Source organism: Vibrio sp. CAU 1672, from assembly GCF_029223195.1.
Classification (GTDB): Bacteria; Pseudomonadota; Gammaproteobacteria; order Enterobacterales; family Vibrionaceae; genus Vibrio.
The window spans coordinates 75,396-99,703 of the sequence record NZ_JARHUF010000008.1; the positions used below are offsets into that span (position 1 = coordinate 75,396).

Genomic DNA, 24,308 nt, shown 5'->3' on the forward strand with positions numbered 1-24,308 from the left:
CTTCCCGGGCCTATAATTTGTATCTATTCGATAGCCTCAAAGACGTTGTCCAAGAATACCTAACAGAGCCTCAAATTGAGGCTCTGCGTCAATCTTATATTGTCGCGCGCGATGCCCATGACGGGCAAACCCGCTCCAGCGGTGAACCTTATATCATCCACCCCGTTGCCGTTGCCCGGATCCTGGCCGAAATGCGCCTGGATATCGAAACGCTGCAAGCGGCGCTGCTGCACGATGTAATCGAAGACTGCGACGTCAGCAAAGAAGACCTTGAAGGCCAGTTTGGTCTCACCGTCGCTGAACTGGTGGACGGTGTGTCTAAGCTGGATAAGCTCAAGTTCCGCGATCGCAAAGAAGCGCAAGCAGAGAACTTTCGCAAAATGGTTCTCGCCATGGTGCAGGACATTCGCGTGATTCTGATCAAACTGGCTGACCGCACGCACAACATGCGTACGCTTGGCGCGTTGCGTCCAGATAAGAAACGCCGTATTGCACGTGAAACGTTAGAAATCTACTCTCCCCTCGCTCACCGCCTTGGTATTCATAACATCAAAACCGAACTGGAAGAGCTTGGCTTTGAGGCCCTCTACCCGAACCGCTACCGAGTACTGAAAGAAGTGGTCCGTACCGCGCGGGGCAACCGTAAAGAGATGATCCAGCGCATCCACAGTGAAATTGAAGGCCGATTGCAAGACTTTGGCCTCAATGCCCGGGTGCTCGGACGGGAGAAAAACCTGTTCTCCATCTATAACAAGATGAAAACCAAAGAGCAGCGCTTTCACACCATCATGGACATCTACGCGTTCCGCGTGGTGGTCGACACCGCCGACAGCTGTTATCGCGTACTAGGGCAAGTGCACAGTTTGTACAAGCCGCGGCCGAGCAGAATGAAAGATTACATTGCGGTACCGAAAGCCAACGGTTATCAGTCACTGCACACCTCGATGGTCGGCCCACATGGCGTTCCGGTTGAAGTTCAGATCCGAACCGAAGACATGGACCAAATGGCCGACAAAGGGGTCGCCGCCCACTGGTCGTATAAAGACAGAGGCGATACCTCCGGTACCACCGCCCAGGTCAAGGCACAGCGCTGGATGCAAAGCCTGCTTGAGTTGCAGCAAAGCGCGGGCAACTCATTTGAATTCATTGAAAACGTCAAATCAGATCTGTTCCCGGATGAGATTTACGTCTTCACACCAAAAGGGCGGATTGTGGAACTGCCGCTCGGCGCGACGGCGGTCGACTTCGCCTATGCGGTACACACCGATGTAGGTAACTCTTGTGTTGGCGCCCGCGTTGACCGCAACCCTTACCCACTGAGTAAAGCGCTGAAAAACGGTCAAACGGTCGAAATCATCAGTGCACCAGGGGCACGGCCGAATGCCGCCTGGCTGAACTATGTCGTCACCTCGCGTGCCCGGACTAAAATCCGTCAGGTGCTGAAGACCATGCGTCGTGAAGAGTCGATCACCTTAGGTCGCCGCCTGCTCAATCACGCGCTCGGCCGCCATAACATTGATTCGATTTACCCGGAAAACATCCAGGAAGTCCTGACGGATCTGCGTTTAGACACGGTTGATGACCTGCTGGCTGCGATCGGGCTGGGTGAACTGATGAGTATCGTGATCGCCCGCCGTCTGCTGGGTGATACCGATGAGCTGACCACCACCAGCTCAATCCCAAGCGACTCAAGCAAGAAGTTGCCGATCCGCGGGTCGGAAGGCCTGCTGCTGACCTTTGCCAATTGCTGCCATCCAATCCCGGATGATCACATCATCGCCCATGTATCTCCAGGGCGTGGCCTGGTCGTACACCGTGAAACCTGCCCGAATGTACGCGGTTACCAGCGAGAACCCGAGAGATACATGGCGGTCGCCTGGTCAAATGAGTACGACAAAGAGTTTATCGCCGAGCTGAAAGTCGACATGCTCAACCACCAGGGTGCGCTGGCAGAACTGACCAACGTAATTTCCAAAACCGGGTCAAACATCCATGGCCTGTCGACCGAAGAACGTGATGGCCGTTTGTACACGGTAACCGTGTTGCTGACCACCAAAGACCGTGTCCATCTTGCTGGCATCATGCGTAAGATTAAAGCAATGCCGCATGCGATCCGAGTCCGGCGCAGAAAGAACTAACCCGCCTCTCGCCACCCAATCACATTGGGTGGCGATTTTTTTGTTTGCTTGATAATTGTTATGAACCTAGAACGCTACCACCGTATTCACCACGTCCTGGCAGCTCGCCAGCCCGATCTCACCCTGTGCCTCGAAGAAGTACATAAACCAAATAACGTCTCTGCTGTCGTGCGTACCGCCGACGCTACCGGCCTGCATAGAATTCATGCCATCTGGCCTGACAAAATGCGCACCCTGGGCCATACATCGGCTGGCGCACGCAATTGGGTAGAAGTGGAAACCCATGAGACCATTGACGCTGCAATTAGTGAGCTGAAAGCGCAAGGCATGCAGGTACTGGTAACCAATTTGTCAGAGACCGCAGTGGATTTTCGCCAAATCGACTACACCAAGCCAACTGCAATCATTCTCGGCAGCGAAAAAACCGGCGCTTCTGAGCAGGCGAAAAAACTGGCCGATCAGGACATCATCATTCCGATGATAGGCATGGTGCAGTCGCTGAACGTATCGGTCGCCAGTGCAGTGATCCTGTATGAAGCGCAGCGTCAGCGCGAGGCTGCAGGCATGTACGATCGCACCGAAAGTGCCCTGCCGGCAGAGACTATCCAGCGCATTCTGTTTGAGCGCGGCCACCCGGTGCTGGCCAAAGTCGCCAAACGCAAAGGGCTGGCTTACCCACAACTCGATAACGAAGGCCAGATCATCGCCGACGAGGCATGGTGGCAGGAGATGCAAAAAGCCTAGTCCAACCTGACTCGCTTATCTCCTGTTTGCCTTCAGTTTTTCCTGTACAAAAACACAGCTCAATGGTTAACATACTGCTATGTTAACCATTTTCTTGAGCCTGCTATGTCTGCCCAACTGTTGTCTGCTGTCCCTTTAACCTCCCTGTCCGGTGTTGGGGCGAAAGTCGCAGAGAAACTCGCCAAAATCGGCTTACTGTCGGTTCAAGATCTGCTGTTCCACTTACCACTGCGTTACGAAGACCGCACGCGCGTTTACCCGATCGTCAAATTGCATGCCGGTTTATGGGCCGCCGTGCAAGGCAAAGTCATGGCGGTGGACACCATCTTTGGCAAACGTAAAATGCTGACGGTTAAGATCAGCGACGGCAACGGCAGCATTACCCTGCGTTTTTTCAATTTTACCGCAGCAATGAAGAACAATTTTGCCCAGGGTAAGTCAGTACACGCTTACGGGGAAATCAAGCGCGGCAACATGGGGCTGGAAATCGTCCATCCTGACTACAAATTTTACACCAGTGAGCAACAACCCGCGGTAGAACAAAATCTAACCCCGGTTTACCCGACCACTGACGGCCTGCGCCAAATTACCCTGCGTAACCTCACCGAGCAAGCGCTGGGATTACTGGATAAAGCCGCCGTTCAGGAGCTGCTGCCGTCTGGTTTGTATCACCACCAAATCACAATGACGCAGGCACTGCATACCATTCATCGCCCGCCGCCAAGCATCAATCTGGATGAGTTTGATCAGGGTCGTCATCCGGCACAAATCCGCCTGATCATCGAAGAGTTGCTCGCACAAAACCTGTCGATGCTGGCCGTGCGCAGTAAAAGCCAGCAAGATGCAGCCCTGCCATTAGCTCCCTGCGTGAAGCTCAAACAGCAACTTCTGGCCCAGTTGCCTTTTTCCCCCACCGGCGCACAAACTCGCGTGGTAAGCGAAATTGAAACAGATCTCAAAAATCCGCACCCGATGATGCGCCTGGTACAGGGCGACGTCGGCTCAGGAAAAACCCTGGTTGCCGCACTCGCCGCCGTCACAGCGATAGAACATGGCTATCAGGTGGCGCTGATGGCACCAACCGAACTGCTGGCCGAGCAGCACGCAATTAACTTCGCTAACTGGTTTGAAAGCATGGGCATTCAGGTCGGCTGGCTCGCTGGCAAATTAAAGGGTAAAGCCAAAGAGGCTCAACTCGCGCGCATCGCCAACGGTGAAGCACAGATGGTAGTGGGTACTCACGCCTTGTTTCAGGAACACGTCTCTTTTCACCATCTGGCATTAGTGATCATTGATGAACAACACCGCTTTGGCGTCCACCAGCGGTTAGAGCTGCGTGAAAAAGGGGCCAGACAAGGTGCATATCCACATCAACTGATCATGACGGCGACCCCAATCCCGCGCACGCTGGCAATGACCGCGTACGCGGATCTGGAAACCTCGGTGATTGATGAACTGCCACCCGGGCGAACCCCGATCCAAACCGTCGCGATTCCCGACACCAAACGCAATGACATTATCGAACGGGTACGCCATGCCTGCCTGAATGAAGGCAAACAGGCCTACTGGGTGTGTACGCTGATTGATGAATCCGAAGTGCTGGAGGCACAAGCGGCCGCCGATACCGCCGAGGAGCTACAGCGCAAGCTGCCGAAGGTCAAGATTGGTCTGGTACATGGCCGGATGAAGCCAGCAGAAAAGCAAGCCGTAATGCAGGACTTCAAAGACAACAAGCTACACCTGTTGGTGGCAACGACCGTCATTGAAGTGGGGGTGGATGTGCCTAACGCCAGTTTAATGATCATTGAAAACCCGGAAAGGCTCGGTCTTGCCCAGCTCCACCAGTTGCGCGGCCGGGTTGGCCGCGGCTCAGTGGCCAGCCACTGTGTGCTGCTGTACCACTCGCCACTGTCCAAAACCGCACAAAAACGCCTTGCGGTGCTGCGCGAAAGTAACGACGGGTTTGTGATCGCCCAGAAAGATCTCGAAATCCGCGGACCGGGAGAATTACTCGGCACCAAGCAAACCGGCCTGGCGGATTTCAAAATCGCCGATCTGGTGCGCGATCAGCGCCTGATCCCCGAAGTGCAGCGCATCGCCCGTCACGTTCACGACAACTACCCGGCCAACGCCAGCGCGATCATCGACCGCTGGCTCGGAGAGCGGGATATTTACTCCAAAGCGTAAATACACGGCGGTTCATGCAATTGTTCGGCTGACGCCGCCACCAATAGCAAACGTTTGCTTTTTAACAAAAACTGTCTATAATGCCGCACAAAATTGATGGTGTGGCCCTTGTCACACTTCACCAACCTGAGCTGACACTGATTAACAGCAATCACAGGTGATGACGTCAGCTCCACCCAGCCCTCCCATTCAGCGAGTTCTGGGACGACTACTATTGCGACTAGCGAGACAAACCATGACAACTTCAAACCGAACTTCGGAACTGGTGTATCAATTACACGATCGTCCACCCCTACCCCAAACCCTGTTTGCCGCCGTACAGCACTTACTGGCGATGTTTGTTGCGGTGATCACCCCGTCGCTGATCATCTGCCAGTCTCTGGGCGTGCCTGCGGATCAAACCAACACCATTATCAGTATGTCACTGTTTGCCTCTGGGGTGTCTTCGTTCATTCAGATTCGCACTTTTGGCCCTGTTGGCTCTGGTTTGCTCTCAGTTCAAGGCACCAGCTTTAACTTTCTTGGCCCGATCATCGGTGCCGGCCTGTCGCTCAAAGCCGGAGGGGCAGATATCAGCAGCATGATGGCGGCGATTTTCGGCACCATTTTGGTGGCGTCTTTTGCCGAGATCCTGCTGTCTCGCGTGCTGGAACATGCCCGCCGGGTGATCACCCCGCTGGTATCAGGCATTGTGGTCACCCTGATCGGTTTAACCCTGATCCAGGTCGGGCTGGTATCAATGGGTGGCGGCTACGCGGCGATGGGGAATGGTACCTTCGGCAGCCTGGAGAATCTGGCGCTGGCCGGTACTGTGCTTGGCCTGATCGTGGTATTGAACCGCTCGAACAACCCTTATATCCGTGTTGCCTCGATAGTGATCGCCATGCTGGTCGGTTATGTGCTGGCGTATTTGCTCGGCATGGTCGACACCAGTCAAATGAATGATACCGCTCTGGTCGCCCTGCCGATCCCGATGCAGTACGGCCTGAGCTTCGACTGGTCACTGTTCATTCCGCTGGTATTGATTTTCCTTATCACCGCACTGGAAGCGATTGGTGACATCACCGCCACATCGGAAGTCTCCGGAGAGCCGGTCAAAGGCCCGGTGTATATGCAGCGGATTAAAGGTGGTGTGTTGGCGGACGGCCTCAACTCAGCGATTGCCGCCGTATTCAACAGCTTCCCCAACTCCACCTTCAGCCAGAATAACGGCATTATCATGCTGACCGGTGTGGCCAGCCGCTACGTCGGTTACTTCATTGCCGCCATGTTAGTGTTATTGGGCCTGTTCCCGGGTGTGGCGGGCTTTGTCCAACTCATTCCTGAGCCGGTCCTGGGCGGTGCAACCTTAGTGATGTTTGGCACCATCGCGGCCGCTGGCATCCGGATCATTTCGCGCGTTGACCTCGACCGCCGTGCTATCCTGATCATGGCACTGTCTTTCTCAATGGGACTGGGGATTGCACAAAAACCGGAAATTCTTCAGTTTATGCCAGAATTTATCAAAAGCATCTTCTCCACCGGCGTAGCCGCTGGGGGCATCACGGCGATTCTCCTCAACCTACTTCTGCCGGAAACCCAGCCAGAGCCTGCAGCAACGCTCCCAGAGCAGGAAGTTGAACCTTCTTAATCACGCCTGCCTCTGCGGCTGAACACTGGTTAACCCAAGCCGGACGCGGAAAACCGCCAAGCCCAACCTTATGGTTGGGCTATATAGGTGATACTCCAGAGCGGATTATTGGGTAGGAAAACTGATCTGTGCTTTAAGCCCGCCTGCGCTGCGGTTGCACACCACCACGGATCCGGAGTGCTGGCTGACAATCCGTTTGACGATCGCCAGCCCGAGGCCGGTGCCTTCACTGCCACGCGCGGTATCTCCCCGGGTAAACGGTTCAAACAGTTTGCCAATCTGGGAGGGCTCAATGCCAGGGCCGTTATCTTCGACACACACCCAGACTAACTGATTGTCAGCGGTCACCCCGGTGCTGACTTTAACCCAGCCATTACCATAACGCAGGGCATTGACCACCAGGTTGGTGACCGCACGCTTGATGGCTATCGGGCTGCCAGAGGCGGCTGGGATATCCGGATGCAGCTCGGCGTCAATTTTGACTTCATAACCTCCCTCCGAGGTCACCACATCACTGGCTATCGCATTGACATCTACCGCCTGAAACGACGCTTTATTGACCGGTTTAAGGTAGTCCATAAACTGGCTGATGATTTCATTGCACTCTTCGGTATCACTGATGATCCCCTCAGCCAGATAACTGTCTTCCGGCGACATCATTTCCGTCGCCAGGCGAATCCGCGTCAGCGGGGTGCGTAAATCGTGACTGATCCCGGCCATCAACAACGCCCGATCTTCTTCCAGTTCCTGAATACCTTGCGCCATCTGGTTAAACGCCCGCGTCACCGAACGGATTTCCGAGGCGCCTTTTTCCGCCAATGGCGGCGGGATCTCACCCCGACCTACCCCTTTGGCCGCCCGCTCTAAAGCCAGCAGCGGGCGATTTTGCAAGCGGATAAACAGCCAACCACCGATGATGATCAGCACGGCCATCAACAAACTGTTACGAAACAGCGGAGCAAAGTCCTCTTCCTGAAGTTCAGACAGCGGAATACGGATAATAGAATCTGGCAACTGGTCAATTTTCATCCACAGGATGTAACTCTCTCTGCCGAGCAATAAACGCACTTCAGTCGGAGAACCAAGCTCCTGGCTCATCTCTTCCGACATCAGGTCGATGCTCATCGCATGGTTGAACTCTTCCATCATCTCACTGCCGGTGCTGTGAACCGTCACGCCGAGCCGCTCCAGTAACTGATGGCGTAGCGGCGCATCAGCTTCCAGTAACCCGTCATCGCCCAGGACCAGATTGAGTTCATGCGCCAGGATCTTGTTGAACTGCTGCAAGCTCGGCATCAGTGCGTAGTTAAACACCGCGTAGTAAGAGAAAACCTGGCTGGCTAACAAAAGGGAGATGAATAGCAGAATGGACTGGGTTAAAGAACTGCGGATTCGCATACAAAGCCTCTGATCACACCTGCCCGCCCCCGCTGGCCATCTGCCTGGCGGGGATGCGGGCGAAAAAACCGGGAAAACTAGGCCTGTTTACCGTCCGGAACAAAGACGTAGCCCAAGCCCCACACCGTCTGAATATAACGTGGCTTACTCGGATCCTCTTCCAGCATCCGGCGCAGACGCGAAATCTGTACATCAATCGAGCGCTCCATGGCCGAATACTCGCGCCCGCGTGCCATGTTCATCAGCTTATCACGCGACATCGGTTCACGTGCATTGGTGACCAGCGCTTTGAGGACCGCAAATTCCCCGGAGGTCAGCGGCATCGGCTCGTCACCACGGAACATCTCGCGCGTACCGAGGTTAAGGCGAAACTCGCCAAACTCGACCACCTTTTCTTCGGTGCTCGGCGCGCCGGGCAACTCGACCGTCTGGCGGCGCAATACCGCTTTGATCCGCGCCAGCAACTCGCGAGGGTTGAACGGCTTGGGCAGGTAATCGTCAGCACCGACTTCCAGCCCGACAATGCGATCGACTTCATCACCCTTGGCAGTCAGCATTAAGATCGGCAGCATGTTGTTGGCATTGCGCAACCGGCGGCAAATCGAAAGACCATCTTCACCCGGCAACATCAAATCCAACACCATCAAATGGAAAGTTTCACGGGTCAGCAAGCGATCCATCTGTTCACCGTTAGCGACACTGCGCACCTGAAACCCCTGCTCAGAAAGGTAACGCTCCAACAGCGCGCGCAAACGAGCATCGTCATCCACCACCAAAATTTTATGATTTTCCTGCATTGAAACACCCTTCATAAGCATCTGTTAACGAAAATGTATCACTGTTTATGCCAACGTGCTTGTGCAAATTGTTACTCTTTTTATCTTCGTCTTAGTTTGATGTGACGTTTGTCCCACCACAAAGGATTTACAGCGCCTTCGGCTCAGCGCTAAACTGCCAAACCTGAACCCACAACGATTTTGCCAGTCACCATGAAAACCAATTTAATCACCCGAGAAGGTTTTAACCGTCTGAAAACCGAACTCGACTTTCTGTGGAAAGAAGAGCGCCCGGAAGTGACCAAAAAAGTGGCCTGGGCGGCCAGCTTAGGCGATCGCAGCGAAAACGCCGATTACCAGTACAACAAAAAGCGCTTACGCGAGATCGACCGGCGGGTCCGCTACTTGCGCAAACGTCTCGAGCAGGTCAAAGTGGTTGACTACTCCCCGCAGCAGCAAGGCAAAGTGTTCTTCGGCGCCTGGGTCGAAATCGAAAACGACGCCGGTGAAGTGAAAAAATTCCGCATTGTCGGCCCGGACGAGATCTACGGAGATGCCAGAGGCTATATCTCGATTGACTCCCCGATGGCGCGCGCCCTGTTGAAAAAACAAGTAGATGACGAGTTTACCGTCAGGACACCGGAAGGCGAAAAAGAGTGGTTCGTCAACAGCATTGACTACCAAACTGACGCCTGAGAAGCAAAAATAAGCCACGCGCTGGCGTGGCTTATGGCTATCACTTACGGCTCGTAATCCGGTTTGTCGGTCAAGATATAGTTGGTTTCGCTGGCCACCAGCGCACCATATTTAAGAAAATTTTTACCCAAAATCATGCTGTAATGGAAATGCCCGCGATCTTGCAGGTTAACCCGGATTTTTTTCTCTAGTTCACCTAATTTGACGTGCATTTCCACCACAGGGCGCGAGTTGGCTTTTTCACCCTGCTTGGCTGTAATGCGCATCGTATCGACCACTTCACGGGTAAAGGTTTTTTCCATTCCCAGATCATTTTGGTAGGTGAAGGTCACCATTGACTTGCCATCCTGAGTGAAGGTTTTGATGTTTTGCGCATTGATGGAGCTGACATCCGCGCCGGTATCGAGTTTCACCGGGAACGCCATCCCCTCGACCTCAGCCAGTTCAATATGCCCGGCTTTAAACAGCGGACGAGGCGCTAACAGGTGTTCGGTGCGGGTGTTGAGTAATACCCCGCCCGAAGCCATCTCCTGGCCGATGACAAACCGGGGCTGAACTTGCCCTTCTGGCAACATATCGATGGCAAACTCCATATTGCGGTTCTGGTTGCCAAAGGTAAACTCCCCTTCTACCACCGGCCGGATCACATCGCCGACCTTGAGCTTTCTGCGTAGCGGTTTGGTCAGCTTTTCTTCCTGTCCTTGCTGATTGAGCAGATAGAAGGTTACCTGTTCCGTATCCTCCTGCTCGCTTACCTCAAAGCCATTCACCCGCAACAGCGGGGTTCTGACGGTAAAGCTCGGGGATGCGGGCAGGACATACCCATCCAGGGTGATCGACTCCTGCGGCGAGACCACCAGGGGCTGCTGTTTCAGCGCCTTAGTATACGAATGCTTGACCCCGCCCAGCAGATTTTCTTTACCGGTATCGATGACAAAATGCTGACTGGCCACCTCTTTGCCTAATCGGATCTGGCTGCTGAAGCGGCTGCGGTCACGCAGGTAGACCAGCCAGTACTGGACTTCCCCCTCTCTGACTGTCACCGGCAGATACACCAGTGGGCGCTCACCCTTACTGGTTCTTAGCATCCGTACCAGCGGCAATCTCATTGGCTGGCGTTTACCATCCTGCCCTTCGAGGATAAACGCCACTTGCTGTTGCTCGTCATCCACCCGGATGTCGAGGGCGTGGACGTTGGTATAGCGGCTGGTGGTCGAGATACTGACCTGATAGGGAATACCCGCCACGTCAACGGCCTCCTTTTTACCGATCAGCTGCGCACTTGGCTGCTGTTGCAGATAATCATAACCCGCCAGCACCCAGGCGTTATTTTCCAAAAAACTTTTACCGATCAGAACCGGCGCGGAAAACTGGCTGCGCTCGGTCAGATTGACGTCGGTATCGACCGTACGTCCGGCAATGGTCAGTGGCAGGTTGACCGTCGGGCGTAAAATCGGCTGGGTGCTGCTGCGACTGCGGATGGCACTGATGCGTTCCAGTTGGTCGGTGATCTCAACCGGCGTGCCGTTGTATGGGTGAGGAAGCGTAAAACGCACGCTGACCTGATACGGCTTGAACGTGTCTGCATCCCACTTCGCCTTGGTCCCGCCTAGATCATCGACAATCGCCCACAGCAATTTATCATCCTGCAGGTGTTGGTAATCAGGATGAGCACTGCTGACGTGGATGTTTTCAGCGTGCATCGATGTGGTATCGGCACCGGTATCGATCTTACCCGGGAAAGGCACGCCTTTCAGCGCTGGGATGCCATGGTAATAAACACTTTCCAGACGCCCCAGCACCAGTTTGTTGTCCAGCTGATACAAGGGAGCCTGGGTGGTGGCAGAAAGCGGGACCGACCACGCCGACGGGACGACTAATAAGGCCCAGACTAATGCCCAGGCCAAGGAGAGTTTTTTCATACTAAGTATTCCGAGTCAGCTGAGATAGTAAAATTAGATAACGTTCAAACACATAAGTTTCGAATTTAATTACAGTTTTGACATAAATCTGACCAATGTCCACCAGGCAAAGGTAATTTAAGCGCAATTTTTCGGGCGCATTGGGTAAAACATTGCAAATGGCATCAACAACCCCAATGTTCTATACATCACTCATATCAAGATCCAATGAAGAGAACCCACGGATGAGCCAAGCTATCTGTCAACTGATTGCTCAGGAACTGAATGTTCGCCCCGAGCAAGTCAACGCTGCTGTCACCCTGATTGATGATGGTAACACAGTGCCATTTATCGCCCGTTACCGGAAAGAAGTCACCGGAGGGTTAGACGATACCCAACTGCGCACACTGGACAGCCGCCTGGCTTACCTGCGAGAACTGGATGACCGCCGCCAAACGATCCTCAAATCGATTCAGGAGCAAGGCAAACTGACCGCAGAACTGGCACAAGCCATTGAACAGGCGGATAGCAAAACACGTCTGGAAGATTTGTACCTGCCGTACAAGCCCAAACGCCGCACCAAAGGCCAGATCGCCATCGAGGCGGGCCTGGAGCCACTGGCAGACACCCTGTGGCAACAGCCTGAGACCGAACCGGACAACGAAGCCGCCAAGTATATCGATAGTGATAAAGGGGTGGCCGATGTCAAAGCGGCGCTGGATGGTGCCCGGGCGATCATCATGGAGCGCATTGCCGAAGACGCCAATTTGCTGGAAAAAATCCGTGCTCACCTCAGCCGCCATGCGGTGTTATCCGCCCGGGTTGTCGAAGGCAAAGAACAGGCCGGAGAGAAGTTTAAAGACTACTTCGACCATAATGAGCCATTAAGCAAAGTGCCGTCCCACCGTGCCCTGGCCATGCTGCGCGGACGCAATGAAGGCTTTTTAACCCTGTCAATGAATGCCGATCCTGAGCAGGAAGCCGGTGTTCGCCAGTCTTACTGTGAAACCATTATCGCTGACCACTACGGGGTGACGCTCAGCAACGCCCCTGCAGACGGGTGGCGCAAACAGGTGATCAGCTGGGCCTGGCGGATCAAGGTCTCGATGCATATGGAAACCGAACTGATGGGCGCCATGAAAGAGCGCGCAGAAATCGAAGCGATTGATGTGTTCGCCACCAACCTGAAAGATCTGTTGATGGCCGCCCCGGCCGGTCCTCGCGCCACCCTCGGCCTGGATCCGGGTTTGCGTACCGGTTCGAAAATCGCCGTCGTGGACTCTACCGGCAAAGTGCTGGCCACCGAGACCATTTACCCGCACCCACCACAGAAACAGTACGATAAGTCGGCGCAAGTCGTAGACCAGTTGGTGCGCAAGTACCATGTCGACTTGATTGCCATTGGTAACGGCACCGCTTCACGTGAAACAGACAGTTTTGTCGCCGAGGTCATCAAACGTGGCAATCTGAAAGTACAGAAGATCATGGTCAGTGAAGCCGGGGCATCGGTGTACTCGGCATCAGAGCTGGCCGCGAAAGAGTTCCCCGATATGGATGTCTCGCTGCGTGGCGCGGTGTCGATTGCACGCCGCCTGCAGGATCCCCTCGCCGAGCTGGTTAAAATCGATCCCAAATCGATCGGTGTCGGCCAGTACCAGCACGATGTCAGCCAGCCGATGCTGGCCAAACGGCTCGACGCCGTGGTCGAGGACTGTGTTAACGCCGTCGGTGTGGATGTCAACACCGCCTCCGCGGCATTACTGACCCGGGTGGCGGGCCTGTCGACCACCATCGCACAGAATATTGTCAGCTACCGCGATGAAAATGGCCGCTTTAACGCGCGCACCACGCTGAAAAAAGTGCCTCGTTTAGGGCCAAAAGCCTTTGAGCAGTGTGCCGGCTTCCTGCGGATCATGGATGGAAAAAACCCATTGGATGCTTCGGCGGTACACCCGGAAGCGTACCCGGTCGTCAAAGCCATCTCGGAGAAAAACCACAAAGACATCAAAGCGCTGATTGGTGATTCGGCTTTCCTTAAAGGCCTGCACGCCCTGGATTACACCGACGACAACTTTGGTGTACCGACCGTGACGGACATCATTAAAGAGCTCGATAAACCAGGACGTGACCCCCGACCTGAATTCAAAACGGCCACCTTTGCTGACGGGGTAAACTCGGTTTCTGATCTGGAGCCGGGCATGGTGCTGGAAGGCGTGGTATCAAACGTGGCCAACTTTGGCGCATTTGTCGATATCGGCGTACACCAGGACGGCCTGGTGCATATTTCTGCCCTGACCGATCGCTTTGTCTCTGATCCGCGCGAGGTGGTCAAAGCAGGCGATATCGTCAAAGTCAAAGTGATGGAAGTGGACGTGCAACGTAAACGCATCGCGTTATCGATGCGCTTGAACGATGAACCGGGCCAGGATAACCACAGCCAGCGCAGTGGCTCGCCTCGCTCTCAGCAGCGCCAGGCCCCGCAGCAGAAAGCAGGCCAGCGTCGCCGTGAAGCACCACAAAACAGTGCGATGGGCGGGGCATTTGCGGCGGCGTTTGCCAAAGCCAAAAAATAACCTCCGTCACCCACGCAAATAAAAACGCGCCACCAAGCAAAGCTCAGTGGCGCGTTGTTATTAAGGCAGGATATTGATTCGTCATAATACTGCTATCACTTCTGACGGTGTATGGGGAGCCACCGAATGGCCATAGTGAAACTTAATGACCATTCTGCGCTTTTCCATCAATCCCTCTTTGACCACAGCATCCAAAATGCGCTTAGGTAAACGAAACCGGATCGCATAACCTCTTCCCTGCGCTTCACTGTAAGAGTCTAAAGCCAGCAAACCAAACAGACGCGCCAGCGTGTCCTTGGGTGCCTCGTGATAGCGGGCGTCAATCTCATGTTCGCTCTCCATCTCGTAACCAGGGTGGTCGGATGGATCCCAAGAGGATTGGCGACGCCGTTTTTCATCACTTTTGACTTTTCGTTCAGCATTGGTTTTGGCCAGTGCGACAGTAGGTGTAACAGGCTCACGCGCTCGGTTTTCACGCGCAGCCTGCTCCGTTTGCACATTCACAGATGGGGCGATCAGTGGCACACTCACATTGGTCGGTGACACAATCATTGCGAATCCTCCTCAAAGAATCGCCCTACTCGTCAATATGGCTGAATGGCCGGCGGTGATGCTACCTGTCGACTTCAGCTGCCTTTATATCGGCCAATTTTTCACCAACTTTAGTGCTTTATGCACCGGAAGGCGATTACGCGGCAAACAGCCGGACTTGTTGGCAAAACGCTTCATGTTCCGTCATAAACGGGGCATGGGAAGAGTGAGGAAAGACAAACTGCTCGGTATCCGGCAACAGGCTGTCGAGATCTTGGGCAACTTTGAGCGGAACCAACCCATCTAAGCGGCCATACAGGCGCAGCATCGGCATTTTCAGCTCCGCCAGTTGCGCGCGCAGATCCGCTTGTGCCAGGATCTTCAACCCCACCAGTAACGAATCTGGGTTGGGCTGTGGCCGCGACAATACCGCTCGCTTAAGCTGCTTAACATCCTGGCGTGCCGAAGGACTGCCCATTGCCTGCAGGGCCATAAACCGCTCCACTGTCTGCGCAAAGTCATCCATCAGCTGTTCGGTGAAGGTGTTCAGGACATCAGGCTGGATACCACGCCAGGGGCGCTCAGCGGCGAATTTCGGCGAGCTGGCGACGGTGATCAGCTTGGTGACCCGCTGCGGAGCATGCAGTGCGATCTGCGTCGCAACCAGGCCACCCAGCGACCAGCCAAGCCACACCGCTTGCTGCGGCGCGCCCTCCAGCACCAGTTCCGCAATATGAGCCAAATCTTCACCATGAAGCTCCGCACTGAAACCATAACCGGGCAAGTCAACAATATGCAGGCGAAACTGAGCCTGCAACGAATCCACCGTTTGTTGCCAAACCGCACCATTCATCCCCCAGCCATGGAGTAACACCAAATCCGGTCCCTGGCCAAACGACTGCCAGTGCAAACTTGTGCTCATGCTCTCAATTTCTCCCACTTATTTTATGCCCGCTCTCGCTACCTGCCGGGTAGTCTAACCGAATCCTCCACTCAGGAATGGCTGTATGTTATCTCATCAGTGGCAAAACATCATGCACCAATTGTTCAGCAGTCAGTGCGGCCTGTGCCACTTCCCGTTGCCGGCCAAAGCCACACCATCCAACCCGCTGCGCTGGTGCCGCAGCTGTTATGCCTTGCTCGCTCCTCAGCCGCGCTGCATACGCTGCGGCATCGCCCTGCCCGGCACAGTAAGCCCCCAGACCTGTTGTGGTGGGTGCCTGACCAGCCCGCCGCCCTGGCAGAGGCTATATACCCTGGGTGATTACCGCTTCCCCCTCGCCAATGAGGTGCAACGTTTGAAAGACAGCGGCCATCTGTGGCATGTACCGGCATTGGCCCAGCTACTGGCCAGCCGGATCCCCGCCCCCGCCCCGCTGCTCACCTGTGTACCGCTGCATTGGCGGCGCTACTTAACCCGCGGTTTTAACCAGAGTGACCTGCTCGCCAGGCATCTGGCCCGCCGGCTTGGCAGCACTTATGACCATCGGCTGTTCCGGCGCTCCCTTCACACCACCGCTCAGCGCGGGCAGGACAAAAACCAGCGGATGCACAACCTCGCCCACGCCTTTTCCCTGCGGCATCAGCCCCGGGGGCGCCATCTTGCGATTGTCGATGATGTGGTCACCACAGGCAGCACCGTCCGACAATTATGTCATTTACTGCTTGAAGCCGGGGTAGAAAGCATTGATATTTACTGCATCTGCCGGACTCCTGAGCCAAATGCTGACTGAAGCATTGGGTTATGTCTTAATAGCAAAAAGACTAGACCATGGCGTAAACTGGGGTAGAATAGCAGCAATAGCCTACAAAATTACTCAGGTATTCGTCGTGTCAAATATTACTATTACAGAAGCAGCGCAAAACCACTTTGCCAACCTGTTGGGCCAGCAGCCCGAAGGAACCAACATCCGAGTTTTCGTCGTCAATCCAGGTACGCCTAACGCAGAATGTGGCGTTTCTTACTGCCCGCCAGAAGCCGTAGAAGCAACCGATACGGAGATCCCGTACAACGGCTTTTCGGCTTATGTGGATGAGCTCAGCCTGCCATTCCTGGAAGATGCGGAAATTGACTACGTCACTGACAAAATGGGTTCTCAACTGACGCTGAAAGCACCGAACGCCAAAATGCGCAAAGTTGCCGACGATGCCCCGCTGGTTGAACGGGTCGAGTATGTGATTCAAACTCAGGTTAACCCGCAACTTGCCGGTCACGGCGGACATGTCAACTTAGTCGAAATCACCGAACAAGGGGTCGCAATCGTGGCCTTTGGTGGCGGCTGTAACGGTTGTTCCATGGTTGATGTCACCCTGAAAGAAGGCATTGAGAAAGAACTGCTTAACCAGTTCTCCGGTGAACTGACGGCCGTACGCGATGCCACTGAGCATGATCGGGGCGATCACTCTTACTACTGATGGCAGGCATGACAGGATAAAAGCAAAATGGGAGGCGCTTTTCGCCTCCCATTTTTTATATTCTGAACATCAATTGATAGAAGTCGCGTTTCGATGCTAGAAACTCAGCCGCTCTTCTCATATATTAGGAAATCTTATCCTCCTCAACGGGCGAACCAGACTAAGGAGCCAGCGTTATGCCAAAAAGGACCCCGCCAGAGATTCTTGCCTGCAAGACAGTCGCACAATCAAAACTGTTCTCTGTGGAAGCCCTCGACTTGCGCTTCTCTAACGGGGAACACCGCACCTATGAACGCATGAAACCCAGCGGTCGTGATGCGGTATTGGTGGTACCGGTGACTGAACAGGGCGATTTACTGCTGATTCGCGAATATGCGGCCGGCACCGAGCGTTATGAGCTAGGCTTTCCCAAAGGGTTGATTGATCCCGGAGAAACCGCCGCTCAAGCTGCGGATCGGGAACTCAAAGAGGAAATCGGTTTTGGTGCCAGCTCTCTGACTCCGTTAAAACGGGTGGTTTTGGCCCCTTCGTACTTCTCGAGCAAAATGACGCTGTTTTTAGGCCAGGCCCTGTACCCTGAAACGCTGCAAGGGGATGAGCCTGAACCGCTGGAAGTCGTGCGCTGGCCACTCGCACAGGCCGAAGAGCTGCTGACCCACCTCGATTTCTGTGAAGCAAGAAGCATCACCGCATTGATGCTTGCCCTGAGACATTTAAATAATGCGACTCACAGCGACAATCAATAACGACCATCAGGTCACAGCATCAATGTGAGTAAGGACCATCACCGATGACAATGACAAAAGATCTCTCTCACCTACTGCCCCAAGTGATCGAAATCGCCCGTAGCGCCGGGCAATTGATTCTGGATATCTACGAAAAAAAGCAGTATGACGCGTTTACCAAAAGTGACGAAACCCCGGTCACCAGCGCCGACATCGCCGCACATAAACTGATCACCCAGCGACTGCGCGAACTGACCCCCGATATTCCGGTGCTCTCGGAAGAAGATGCGGACATCAGCCTGGAACAACGCGCCCAGTGGCAACGCTACTGGCTGGTTGACCCGCTCGACGGCACGCAGGAATTTATTGCCCGCAGTGGCGATTTTGCCACCATCATCGCCCTGGTCGACCACCACCAGCCCACCATGGGCGTGGTATATGCGCCGGTTTCCGGAGTCACCTATTATGCCTACCAGGGAAAAGGGGCATGGAAAATCCCGGACATGTCGGACAGCGTGAAAATCTGTACCCACAAACATGAACACCCCGGGCAGAGCATTGCCATCGCCATCAGTCGCCGGCAAGACATCAACCGTATCACCAGCCGGATGAGCAGTGCCTGGAATTATGATCTGGTTCCACTCGGCTCGGCCGCACTGAAAGCCTGCTTAGTGGCGGAGGGCGCTGTCGACTGCTATCTGCGCCTCGGCCCGACAGGTGAATGGGACACAGCCGCCACTCAGTGCATCGTCGAAGAGGCGGGCGGACGCATTCTCAGCACCCAGCTCGAGCCACTGTCTTATAACCAGCGTGAGACGCTGGAGAACCCTAACTTCATCGTATTGGGGGATAACGAGTTACCCTGGGACTGTATTTTGCAAATCAAAGACTGACCCGTCAGAACCAGAGAAAGCCCCGCGGGGCCGCACTGCCAAATCACGGAGTGATTCAGGTCTTTTGCTACAATTCAAAAAAAGAGCGGCACTCTCGCCGCTCTTTTTATTCATCAGCGCTTAAAAACGCCCTTTATAATCAAACTCATATTGTCCCTGCGTGTTGGGCTTACCCAACCATTTGAGCTGTTCACTCATACTGGAGGGAAACTCCGCGCCCGGCTTAAACCACGCCTTGGCCGAATAACGCTGATTGGGCTTCACCTCAGCGGAAAACGCTGACGACACTTGGCTGCTTTGCTGCTCTCCCGAAGCGGTAAGGATGCTGTCCTGGCAGTTCACTTCTGCAATAACCGGCCCCAGAGCCAGGCTCCCTACCGGGCTTTGGATCCCACTGGCGCTCCACACCAGGGTACCGTCACCACTCTGACACCATGGCGAAGCATACACTGCATGGTGAATATTTAACTCAAGTTGCCCTTCCACCGCGATTGGAACCGGAAGGCGTGCCTGCTCGACCGCTTTGGCCGCCGGCATAGAGGCAACCAGGTTCTCCGCATAAGCTCCGGCAGACAGGCTATAACCCACCACTCCGCGACCGCGGATCTGCATCTCGCTGCCACGGCCGAAACGAATGGCATAAGCGGCGTTACCACTGAGCAAGGATGCCCACTGAAAATCCCAGGCAACATGACCCAAACTCTGGCCTTGCCAGCTCACCTCACCGGCCTGGCCTTGCCACACTGAGCCCTGTGGATCTGAAATCACCAAACCTCGCACACTCGGCGCTTGTTGTAATGCCCATGAGGCCGGAAGTCCCATAATCAGGCTGATTGAAAAACCAGCCATAAAAATCAAGACATACAGAAAGACTCGTTTCACCTTACCCTCGCTTGAACTGCAACCGGTTAATTTCAACCATACCCATCTGCTCGGCCCGGTCGATGTCCAAAAACTCCACGTCAATACCCTGTTGTTCTTTCAGGTAACGCAGCCAGTCGACAAACTGACTGAATGCCAGTGGCTTAATCCACACTTGCACGCTGTCATTGCGCGGCTGCATGCGGATCAACTCGACTTTATATCGTCGTGCTGATGATGAGACGATCTGGTTAAGCGGCTGGTTAGAGTACGTCGCACCAGTACTTTTTCTTAACGCGACAATACTGTCAGCTTTGTCGCTCACCCAGGCAAGCAGCTGCTTTTCATTCTGGATACGTGTCTGCGCCTGCTCTGCCCGCTGGCTGAGCGGCCGAAGAAGGCCCCAATAAAGCATGCCAAGTACGACCAGGGCTCCGCAGCCCATCAGTAAGCGTTGCTCACGCTGTGAGATGCCATCCCACCAACTCTGAATCTGAGTCATTACCTTGTTCATTGTCACCTCACATACGCTTTAACACAAAGCTGCCCATCACCACATCGCCGTTGCGGTTGAGCTGGCCCTGCTGCACATCAAACTTCTCCGCCAGCTTGACGCGTGCCTGTTCAAAATGCTGGAAGTTAGAGCTACGGGCGTGCACACGCACCTCTTTGCGCTGACCATCGTACTTAAAGCTGGTGATCTCCAGATCTTTCACCTGGCCTAATGTAGCCGGCAATGCCCCCAACCAAGTGAGCATGGTTTCCTCGCCCGCACCTCCCGCCAAGCGGCGCTCTTCGTCGGTCATCTGACGCTTGAGGTAGCTCACAGTCGGGATCTTACGTTTACCGGGAAAAACCTGGCGGAAGATACGTTCACTCTCAGCACGGTACGCTTGTGCCTGTGCCTCGGCCTGCTGCACCTGCAACAACTGCTGGCCGACCAAAACCACGAGTAACACGCCGGCGGCAATCGTTGCCTTTTGCCACACTTTCCAGTATTTGCCCCATGAGGACTTAGGCTTGAACTCACCAGAGAGTAAGTTACATGGGGTGTCTGCGACCCCTTTAGCCAACAGGGCCATGGTCATTTCTGCCGGTTGTGCATGCCAGATGGCCTCATGCTGGCTGGCGGGCAGGGAACTGTAGCTTTCCAGCTTTAGATCATCATGGCTCTGCTGATACGCGGTCAGATATAAATCCAGCCACGCACTATCAACTGCCACCCCGAGAAACTCACCGTGGCGCAGTAACCAGTGCTCACCCAGTTGTGCTGCGGTGCTTGCGTCATCACTCTGCGGCATTGCCAGTACATCAGGCAGGACGCGCTTGACAATCAGTCCCTGGGCGGCAAAACGGTGCAGAATACTCTGCAGGAACGCGCGCTCGACCCCACATACCTGCGCTTTATCGGCTTGTTTGTGCAATACGGTAAAATGCAGGCTATCGACATCCTGCGCTACTTCTTCTTCAACTAAATACGGCAACATAGTGTCGAACTGACGCGCCGCACCCGGTGGAATATTCACCTCGCTCAGCACCACGTCACTGCTGGCCAGCAAAACGATCACCGGGCGTGAGTTGGCGTAAGCCACCAGATCTTCCAGATGCTCCCAGCCCGCCAGCTCACCGCTGGCGATCACTTCTTGCTGTTGCGTCGACCAAACCAGCCAAGGAATGGGACTTTGTTGTTCGCTACTCAGCCGAACGGTCAGAAACTCGCTCACTGATTCCTCCAAAACGACGGCGTATGACCGTCATTGTTTCTCTGTTGGTGCTTTGTAAAAGGCTACGGATACGCACTCTCGACTCATCCACCAAAACCTGCGCATCCAGTTCAAAAAAGGCACTATCGACCCCTAGGTAACCTTTGGCTTTTTTCTTTATATCTTCACTGATGCCAGCTATCTCTGACTCAGCTAAAAATTCGTCCACACTGTCCCAGCCGTCAAATGGCCGCTTCTCAATCAGTTGCCTGGCTTCACTGCTGCCGAGGCGGGGCGAGAACATCGCCACTAATATCGGTGCCTGTTCTGGCAGGAGAGTATTCACATTCAGGCGCCAGTCATCACTGGGAATGGCGCACACCAGTGGTGCGACTTTTTGATACACCTCACCACTGACCTGATGCACTGAACGCAGTTCACTGCTGTCGGCCATCCTGCCATTGGCAGCCAGATATGCTGGCTGCATCGCCTCATAGGTACTGTCTTCCACCCCACTCGTCGAGCGCACCGAGTCATCCGTGTCGATGTATTCCCAGGTTGAATCGGCGATCACCTCTGCCTGGTAGGGATCGACATCCATCTCCTCCAGCAGGTGCAACCAAACCTGGACGAGATAAGGGCGCGTCGTTTGCTCGCCCGTCGGCTGGACCCGGGCCAGCGCATTAAGATTGAAGCAGGCCTGCATATCACGGATTTGCCCGGACGCCTGACCGTAATCCAGCGGATACACCTGCTCCTTAATCGCCCACGGCTGGCTGAGGTTGATGGTATCGCTGTCTTTATAACTTTGCTCTATCCCGATCACTGCTAACGCTTCCACACCCAAGCTATACCAATAAGCTTGCTGGTAATGCAGCTGATTTGCACCACGCTGGAACTGAAGAAACAGCCGTTCAGACATCGAAGCCGCTACCGTTGCCATGATCGCCAGCAACATCAGTACGATGACCAGGGCAACACCACGCTGACGTCTAGCCATTGTCGTTGCCCCCTGAATCCTGTCCATCTTGCGCCTGAAGCTCGCCCTGCGGGGTCAAATAGGTGCGCTTAATTTCACCGTAGTCTTTTAGTGTCAGTATAACGGAAACCGCTTGGGGCAGGCGCTTCTCCTCGCTCCACTCTTTTTTCCACTGTTTGCCGTCATAAAACTGCACCTCGAAGCTGTCGAGCTTGGTCAGCAGCGGGGTCACCAGCGCTTCCTGACCAACCGGCGTATCCGGATAGCGCCACCAGATCCGTTGCAGGGTATTCTCTTTGAGCCGATACCCCACCTTGGTCACTTCACCACGCGGAAACTGCTGCTGTGGGTTATGCCAGCCCAAACGCGCAAACATCAAACCTTTGGCGTCCGAATCAAGCAGGTAATCTGACCAGAAAATCAGGCGTGATGCCGGCGCTTCGCCATTGGTTCGGGTTTGACGCGCGGCCATTTGGCGAAAATCATTGTCCATCATAACCATTGCACGTTGCAGTTCATTCAACCGCTGTGTCCGTTCCAAAGACAAACTGTTGCTGCGCTGTACCTGGCTGACCACCTGATAGGCCGCGACACTCAAGCTGGCAAAAATCGCGATGGACACCAGTACTTCAATCAAAGTGAAGCCGCTTTGCCGGCGTAAAGGCCGCACTGCGGTTGCAGCCAGATTACTTCGCCACATAACTTCTTACCGTCACAATCGGGCTGGCCTCTTGGCTGGCGGCCACACTAACATCAAATGCCTGTAGCAATGGCTGCGTGGTTGCGATTGGGGTCACCTGCCAGAACCAGGTCCGGCCGGCGAGTTCTTCGCTGCCTTTTTTCGCTTTCAGTTCGCCGCGGTTTATCATCACATTGGCCATCTGATTATCCACAACCATAGCGGCAAACATTTTCTCTTCCAAATAACTCACCGTGTTAAGGTGCTGACTCACCGAGCGAATTACACTGATGGCAGCCGTAGCAAAAATCGCCAGAGCCACTAACACCTCCAGTAACGTCATCCCGCGACTGGCAGCCCGGGAGGCTGAGTGGTGGTGATGATCAAAACTGCGCACTGTCAGCTTCATCCATTTCTTCTCCGGGTTCCAGTAGCAGGATCTCGCCGGTTTCTTTGCCGATCACCCGCCAGCCATCATTCAAAGTATCGCCCTCTTCCGGATAGAATGACAAGGTAAATGGTGTCAGTTCAGCACTGGAAAAAACGAACACCTGGGGGGGCTTAACCTGCTCTCGCTTCTCTTCCTCAGCAAACATCTCCTCATCAAACAACGAGCCGGGTTCAAACAGGCGATCGTCGTTATCCCACGCCCCACCACCTAGCTTCAGTTGCAGCGCCACATCGTCCTCCAGCTTGGTTTCTGCCGGGATCTGCTTAAGCTTGAGCGGTTGCCAGCCTTCTTCCGTCAGGCTTAGCAATACATAACGGGACTTGACCTCGTCGATACGAACGCCAAAGTCTTTACCGCTCAGCACGGCCTCTTCATTAAGCAACTGCAGGCGCTGATAAAAGCTTTGCGCATATTGTTTGGTGAGATCTTTCTGGTTGGTGGGAAGCGTGGTTACCACTGCTACCGCAGTGAGGGATAGCAGAACCAGCACCAATAGAATTTCTATCAATGTAAAGCCGTGATGTCTTGGCGTTGTATTCATTAGTGCTGGCGTCAATAAAGGGTTATTGGAAATCCTGGATGTTCCAGTTACCGATATCCGCGCTTGGGCCTTCACCCCCTTCCTGGCCATCGGCACCTAGGGTGAAGATATCGATGGTACCGTTGTCACCTGGGCTCAGGTATTGGTACTCATAACCCCATGGGTCTTTTGGCAAACGCTTAATGTAGCCTCCATCACGGTAATTGCGTGGCTCCGGATTAGAAGGCTTGCTCACCAATGCCTCCAGCCCCTGGTCCGTGGTTGGGTAAACGCTGTTATCCAGCTTATACATGTCCAGAGCGTTCTCCAGCGCCACAATGTCTGTCACGGCTTTCTGTTGGTCTGCTTTTTCTTTGTTACCCAGTAGATTAGGGACAACAAAACTAGCCAGAATACCCAAAATAACCACAACGACCATCACCTCTAACAGGGTGAAGCCGCGCTGTTTACTGCTGTTAAATTTCATTGTTTTCTCCAAAAAGTTAGA

Annotated in this window: 23 protein-coding genes; 10 read left to right on the forward strand and 13 right to left on the reverse strand. The window is 54.3% G+C overall.

The window, feature by feature from the left end; all coding sequences use genetic code 11:
* Window positions 1–17: 17 nt before the first annotated feature.
* From spoT to P2G85_RS09670, 4 genes are all read left to right on the forward strand, one after another.
* Entirely contained in the window at window positions 18–2,138 is a 2,121-nt protein-coding gene (gene spoT / locus P2G85_RS09655) for a bifunctional GTP diphosphokinase/guanosine-3',5'-bis pyrophosphate 3'-pyrophosphohydrolase (protein ID WP_275863893.1), read from the forward strand.
* Between the two features lie 60 nt (window positions 2,139–2,198).
* The gene (gene trmH, locus P2G85_RS09660; protein WP_275863894.1) at window positions 2,199–2,882 is read left to right on the forward strand and encodes a tRNA (guanosine(18)-2'-O)-methyltransferase TrmH; all 684 of its coding nucleotides are present in this window, start codon (window positions 2,199–2,201) and stop codon (window positions 2,880–2,882) included.
* A gap of 105 nt (window positions 2,883–2,987) precedes the next feature.
* A complete protein-coding gene (gene recG / locus P2G85_RS09665; protein ID WP_275863895.1) occupies window positions 2,988–5,069 on the forward strand; it encodes an ATP-dependent DNA helicase RecG in 2,082 nt (693 codons plus the stop codon).
* Window positions 5,070–5,304: 235 nt separating this feature from the next.
* The gene (locus P2G85_RS09670; protein ID WP_275863896.1) at window positions 5,305–6,699 is read left to right on the forward strand and encodes a uracil-xanthine permease family protein; all 1,395 of its coding nucleotides are present in this window, start codon (window positions 5,305–5,307) and stop codon (window positions 6,697–6,699) included.
* Between the two features lie 105 nt (window positions 6,700–6,804).
* Here the strand turns inward: P2G85_RS09670 and envZ are convergent, their stop codons facing one another.
* Both envZ and ompR read right to left on the reverse strand, forming a co-directional pair.
* Window positions 6,805–8,097 carry a two-component system sensor histidine kinase EnvZ gene (gene envZ / locus P2G85_RS09675; RefSeq protein ID WP_275863897.1) on the reverse strand — a complete coding sequence of 431 codons (1,293 nt, stop codon included), beginning with the start codon at window positions 8,095–8,097 and terminating at the stop codon, window positions 6,805–6,807.
* Between the two features lie 77 nt (window positions 8,098–8,174).
* Complete coding sequence (ompR, locus tag P2G85_RS09680) at window positions 8,175–8,894, reverse strand: two-component system response regulator OmpR (protein ID WP_275863898.1); 720 nt, start codon at window positions 8,892–8,894, stop codon at window positions 8,175–8,177.
* 192 nt (window positions 8,895–9,086) lie between these two features.
* On the opposite strand from ompR, the gene greB reads away from it, so the two are divergent.
* Window positions 9,087–9,569: a transcription elongation factor GreB gene (gene greB / locus P2G85_RS09685; protein ID WP_275863899.1), complete on the forward strand. Its 483-nt coding sequence runs from the start codon at window positions 9,087–9,089 to the stop codon at window positions 9,567–9,569.
* Window positions 9,570–9,613: 44 nt separating this feature from the next.
* Here greB and P2G85_RS09690 read toward each other — a convergent pair whose 3' ends face one another.
* On the reverse strand, window positions 9,614–11,491 hold the full coding sequence (locus tag P2G85_RS09690) for a RimK/LysX family protein (RefSeq protein WP_275863900.1): 1,878 nt from the start codon (window positions 11,489–11,491) through the stop codon (window positions 9,614–9,616).
* A 224-nt stretch (window positions 11,492–11,715) separates the two neighbouring features.
* Between P2G85_RS09690 and P2G85_RS09695 the strand changes: the two genes are divergently transcribed.
* Window positions 11,716–14,043, forward strand: coding sequence for a Tex family protein (locus P2G85_RS09695; RefSeq protein WP_275863901.1), 2,328 nt, complete (start codon window positions 11,716–11,718; stop codon window positions 14,041–14,043).
* 81 nt (window positions 14,044–14,124) lie between these two features.
* Here P2G85_RS09695 and P2G85_RS09700 read toward each other — a convergent pair whose 3' ends face one another.
* Both P2G85_RS09700 and bioH read right to left on the reverse strand, forming a co-directional pair.
* Window positions 14,125–14,595 carry an ATP-dependent Lon protease gene (locus P2G85_RS09700; protein ID WP_275863902.1) on the reverse strand — a complete coding sequence of 157 codons (471 nt, stop codon included), beginning with the start codon at window positions 14,593–14,595 and terminating at the stop codon, window positions 14,125–14,127.
* A 136-nt stretch (window positions 14,596–14,731) separates the two neighbouring features.
* A complete protein-coding gene (bioH, locus tag P2G85_RS09705) occupies window positions 14,732–15,496 on the reverse strand; it encodes a pimeloyl-ACP methyl ester esterase BioH (protein ID WP_275863903.1) in 765 nt (254 codons plus the stop codon).
* 85 nt (window positions 15,497–15,581) lie between these two features.
* Between bioH and P2G85_RS09710 the strand changes: the two genes are divergently transcribed.
* From P2G85_RS09710 to cysQ, 4 genes are all read left to right on the forward strand, one after another.
* Window positions 15,582–16,307, forward strand: a complete 726-nt coding sequence (locus P2G85_RS09710) for a phosphoribosyltransferase family protein (RefSeq protein WP_275863904.1) — start codon at window positions 15,582–15,584, stop codon at window positions 16,305–16,307.
* A 97-nt stretch (window positions 16,308–16,404) separates the two neighbouring features.
* Window positions 16,405–16,989, forward strand: a complete 585-nt coding sequence (nfuA, locus tag P2G85_RS09715; RefSeq protein WP_275863905.1) for a Fe-S biogenesis protein NfuA — start codon at window positions 16,405–16,407, stop codon at window positions 16,987–16,989.
* A 176-nt stretch (window positions 16,990–17,165) separates the two neighbouring features.
* Window positions 17,166–17,735: an ADP compounds hydrolase NudE gene (nudE, locus tag P2G85_RS09720; RefSeq protein ID WP_275863906.1), complete on the forward strand. Its 570-nt coding sequence runs from the start codon at window positions 17,166–17,168 to the stop codon at window positions 17,733–17,735.
* Between the two features lie 44 nt (window positions 17,736–17,779).
* Entirely contained in the window at window positions 17,780–18,607 is an 828-nt protein-coding gene (gene cysQ / locus P2G85_RS09725) for a 3'(2'),5'-bisphosphate nucleotidase CysQ (protein WP_275863907.1), read from the forward strand.
* A gap of 120 nt (window positions 18,608–18,727) precedes the next feature.
* On the opposite strand, the gene P2G85_RS09730 is transcribed toward cysQ, so the two are convergent.
* The 8 genes from P2G85_RS09730 to gspG are packed head-to-tail and all read right to left on the reverse strand — an operon-like array spanning window position 18,728 to window position 24,287.
* On the reverse strand, window positions 18,728–19,489 hold the full coding sequence (locus P2G85_RS09730; protein ID WP_275863908.1) for a type II secretion system protein N: 762 nt from the start codon (window positions 19,487–19,489) through the stop codon (window positions 18,728–18,730).
* A 1-nt stretch (window position 19,490) separates the two neighbouring features.
* A complete protein-coding gene (locus P2G85_RS09735) occupies window positions 19,491–19,982 on the reverse strand; it encodes a type II secretion system protein M (RefSeq protein ID WP_275863909.1) in 492 nt (163 codons plus the stop codon).
* 7 nt (window positions 19,983–19,989) lie between these two features.
* On the reverse strand, window positions 19,990–21,192 hold the full coding sequence (gene gspL, locus P2G85_RS09740) for a type II secretion system protein GspL (RefSeq protein WP_275863910.1): 1,203 nt from the start codon (window positions 21,190–21,192) through the stop codon (window positions 19,990–19,992).
* On the reverse strand, window positions 21,161–22,171 hold the full coding sequence (gspK, locus tag P2G85_RS09745) for a type II secretion system minor pseudopilin GspK (protein ID WP_275863911.1): 1,011 nt from the start codon (window positions 22,169–22,171) through the stop codon (window positions 21,161–21,163). Before gspK ends, gspL begins: the two co-directional genes overlap by 32 nt.
* Entirely contained in the window at window positions 22,164–22,850 is a 687-nt protein-coding gene (gene gspJ / locus P2G85_RS09750) for a type II secretion system minor pseudopilin GspJ (RefSeq protein ID WP_275863912.1), read from the reverse strand. The genes gspK and gspJ overlap by 8 nt, the downstream gene beginning before the upstream one ends.
* Window positions 22,837–23,238, reverse strand: coding sequence for a type II secretion system minor pseudopilin GspI (gene gspI / locus P2G85_RS09755; RefSeq protein ID WP_275863913.1), 402 nt, complete (start codon window positions 23,236–23,238; stop codon window positions 22,837–22,839). Before gspI ends, gspJ begins: the two co-directional genes overlap by 14 nt.
* Window positions 23,213–23,821 carry a type II secretion system minor pseudopilin GspH gene (gene gspH / locus P2G85_RS09760; RefSeq protein ID WP_275863914.1) on the reverse strand — a complete coding sequence of 203 codons (609 nt, stop codon included), beginning with the start codon at window positions 23,819–23,821 and terminating at the stop codon, window positions 23,213–23,215. Before gspH ends, gspI begins: the two co-directional genes overlap by 26 nt.
* A 22-nt stretch (window positions 23,822–23,843) precedes the next feature.
* A complete protein-coding gene (gene gspG / locus P2G85_RS09765) occupies window positions 23,844–24,287 on the reverse strand; it encodes a type II secretion system major pseudopilin GspG (RefSeq protein ID WP_275863915.1) in 444 nt (147 codons plus the stop codon).
* Window positions 24,288–24,308: the final 21 nt, after the last annotated feature.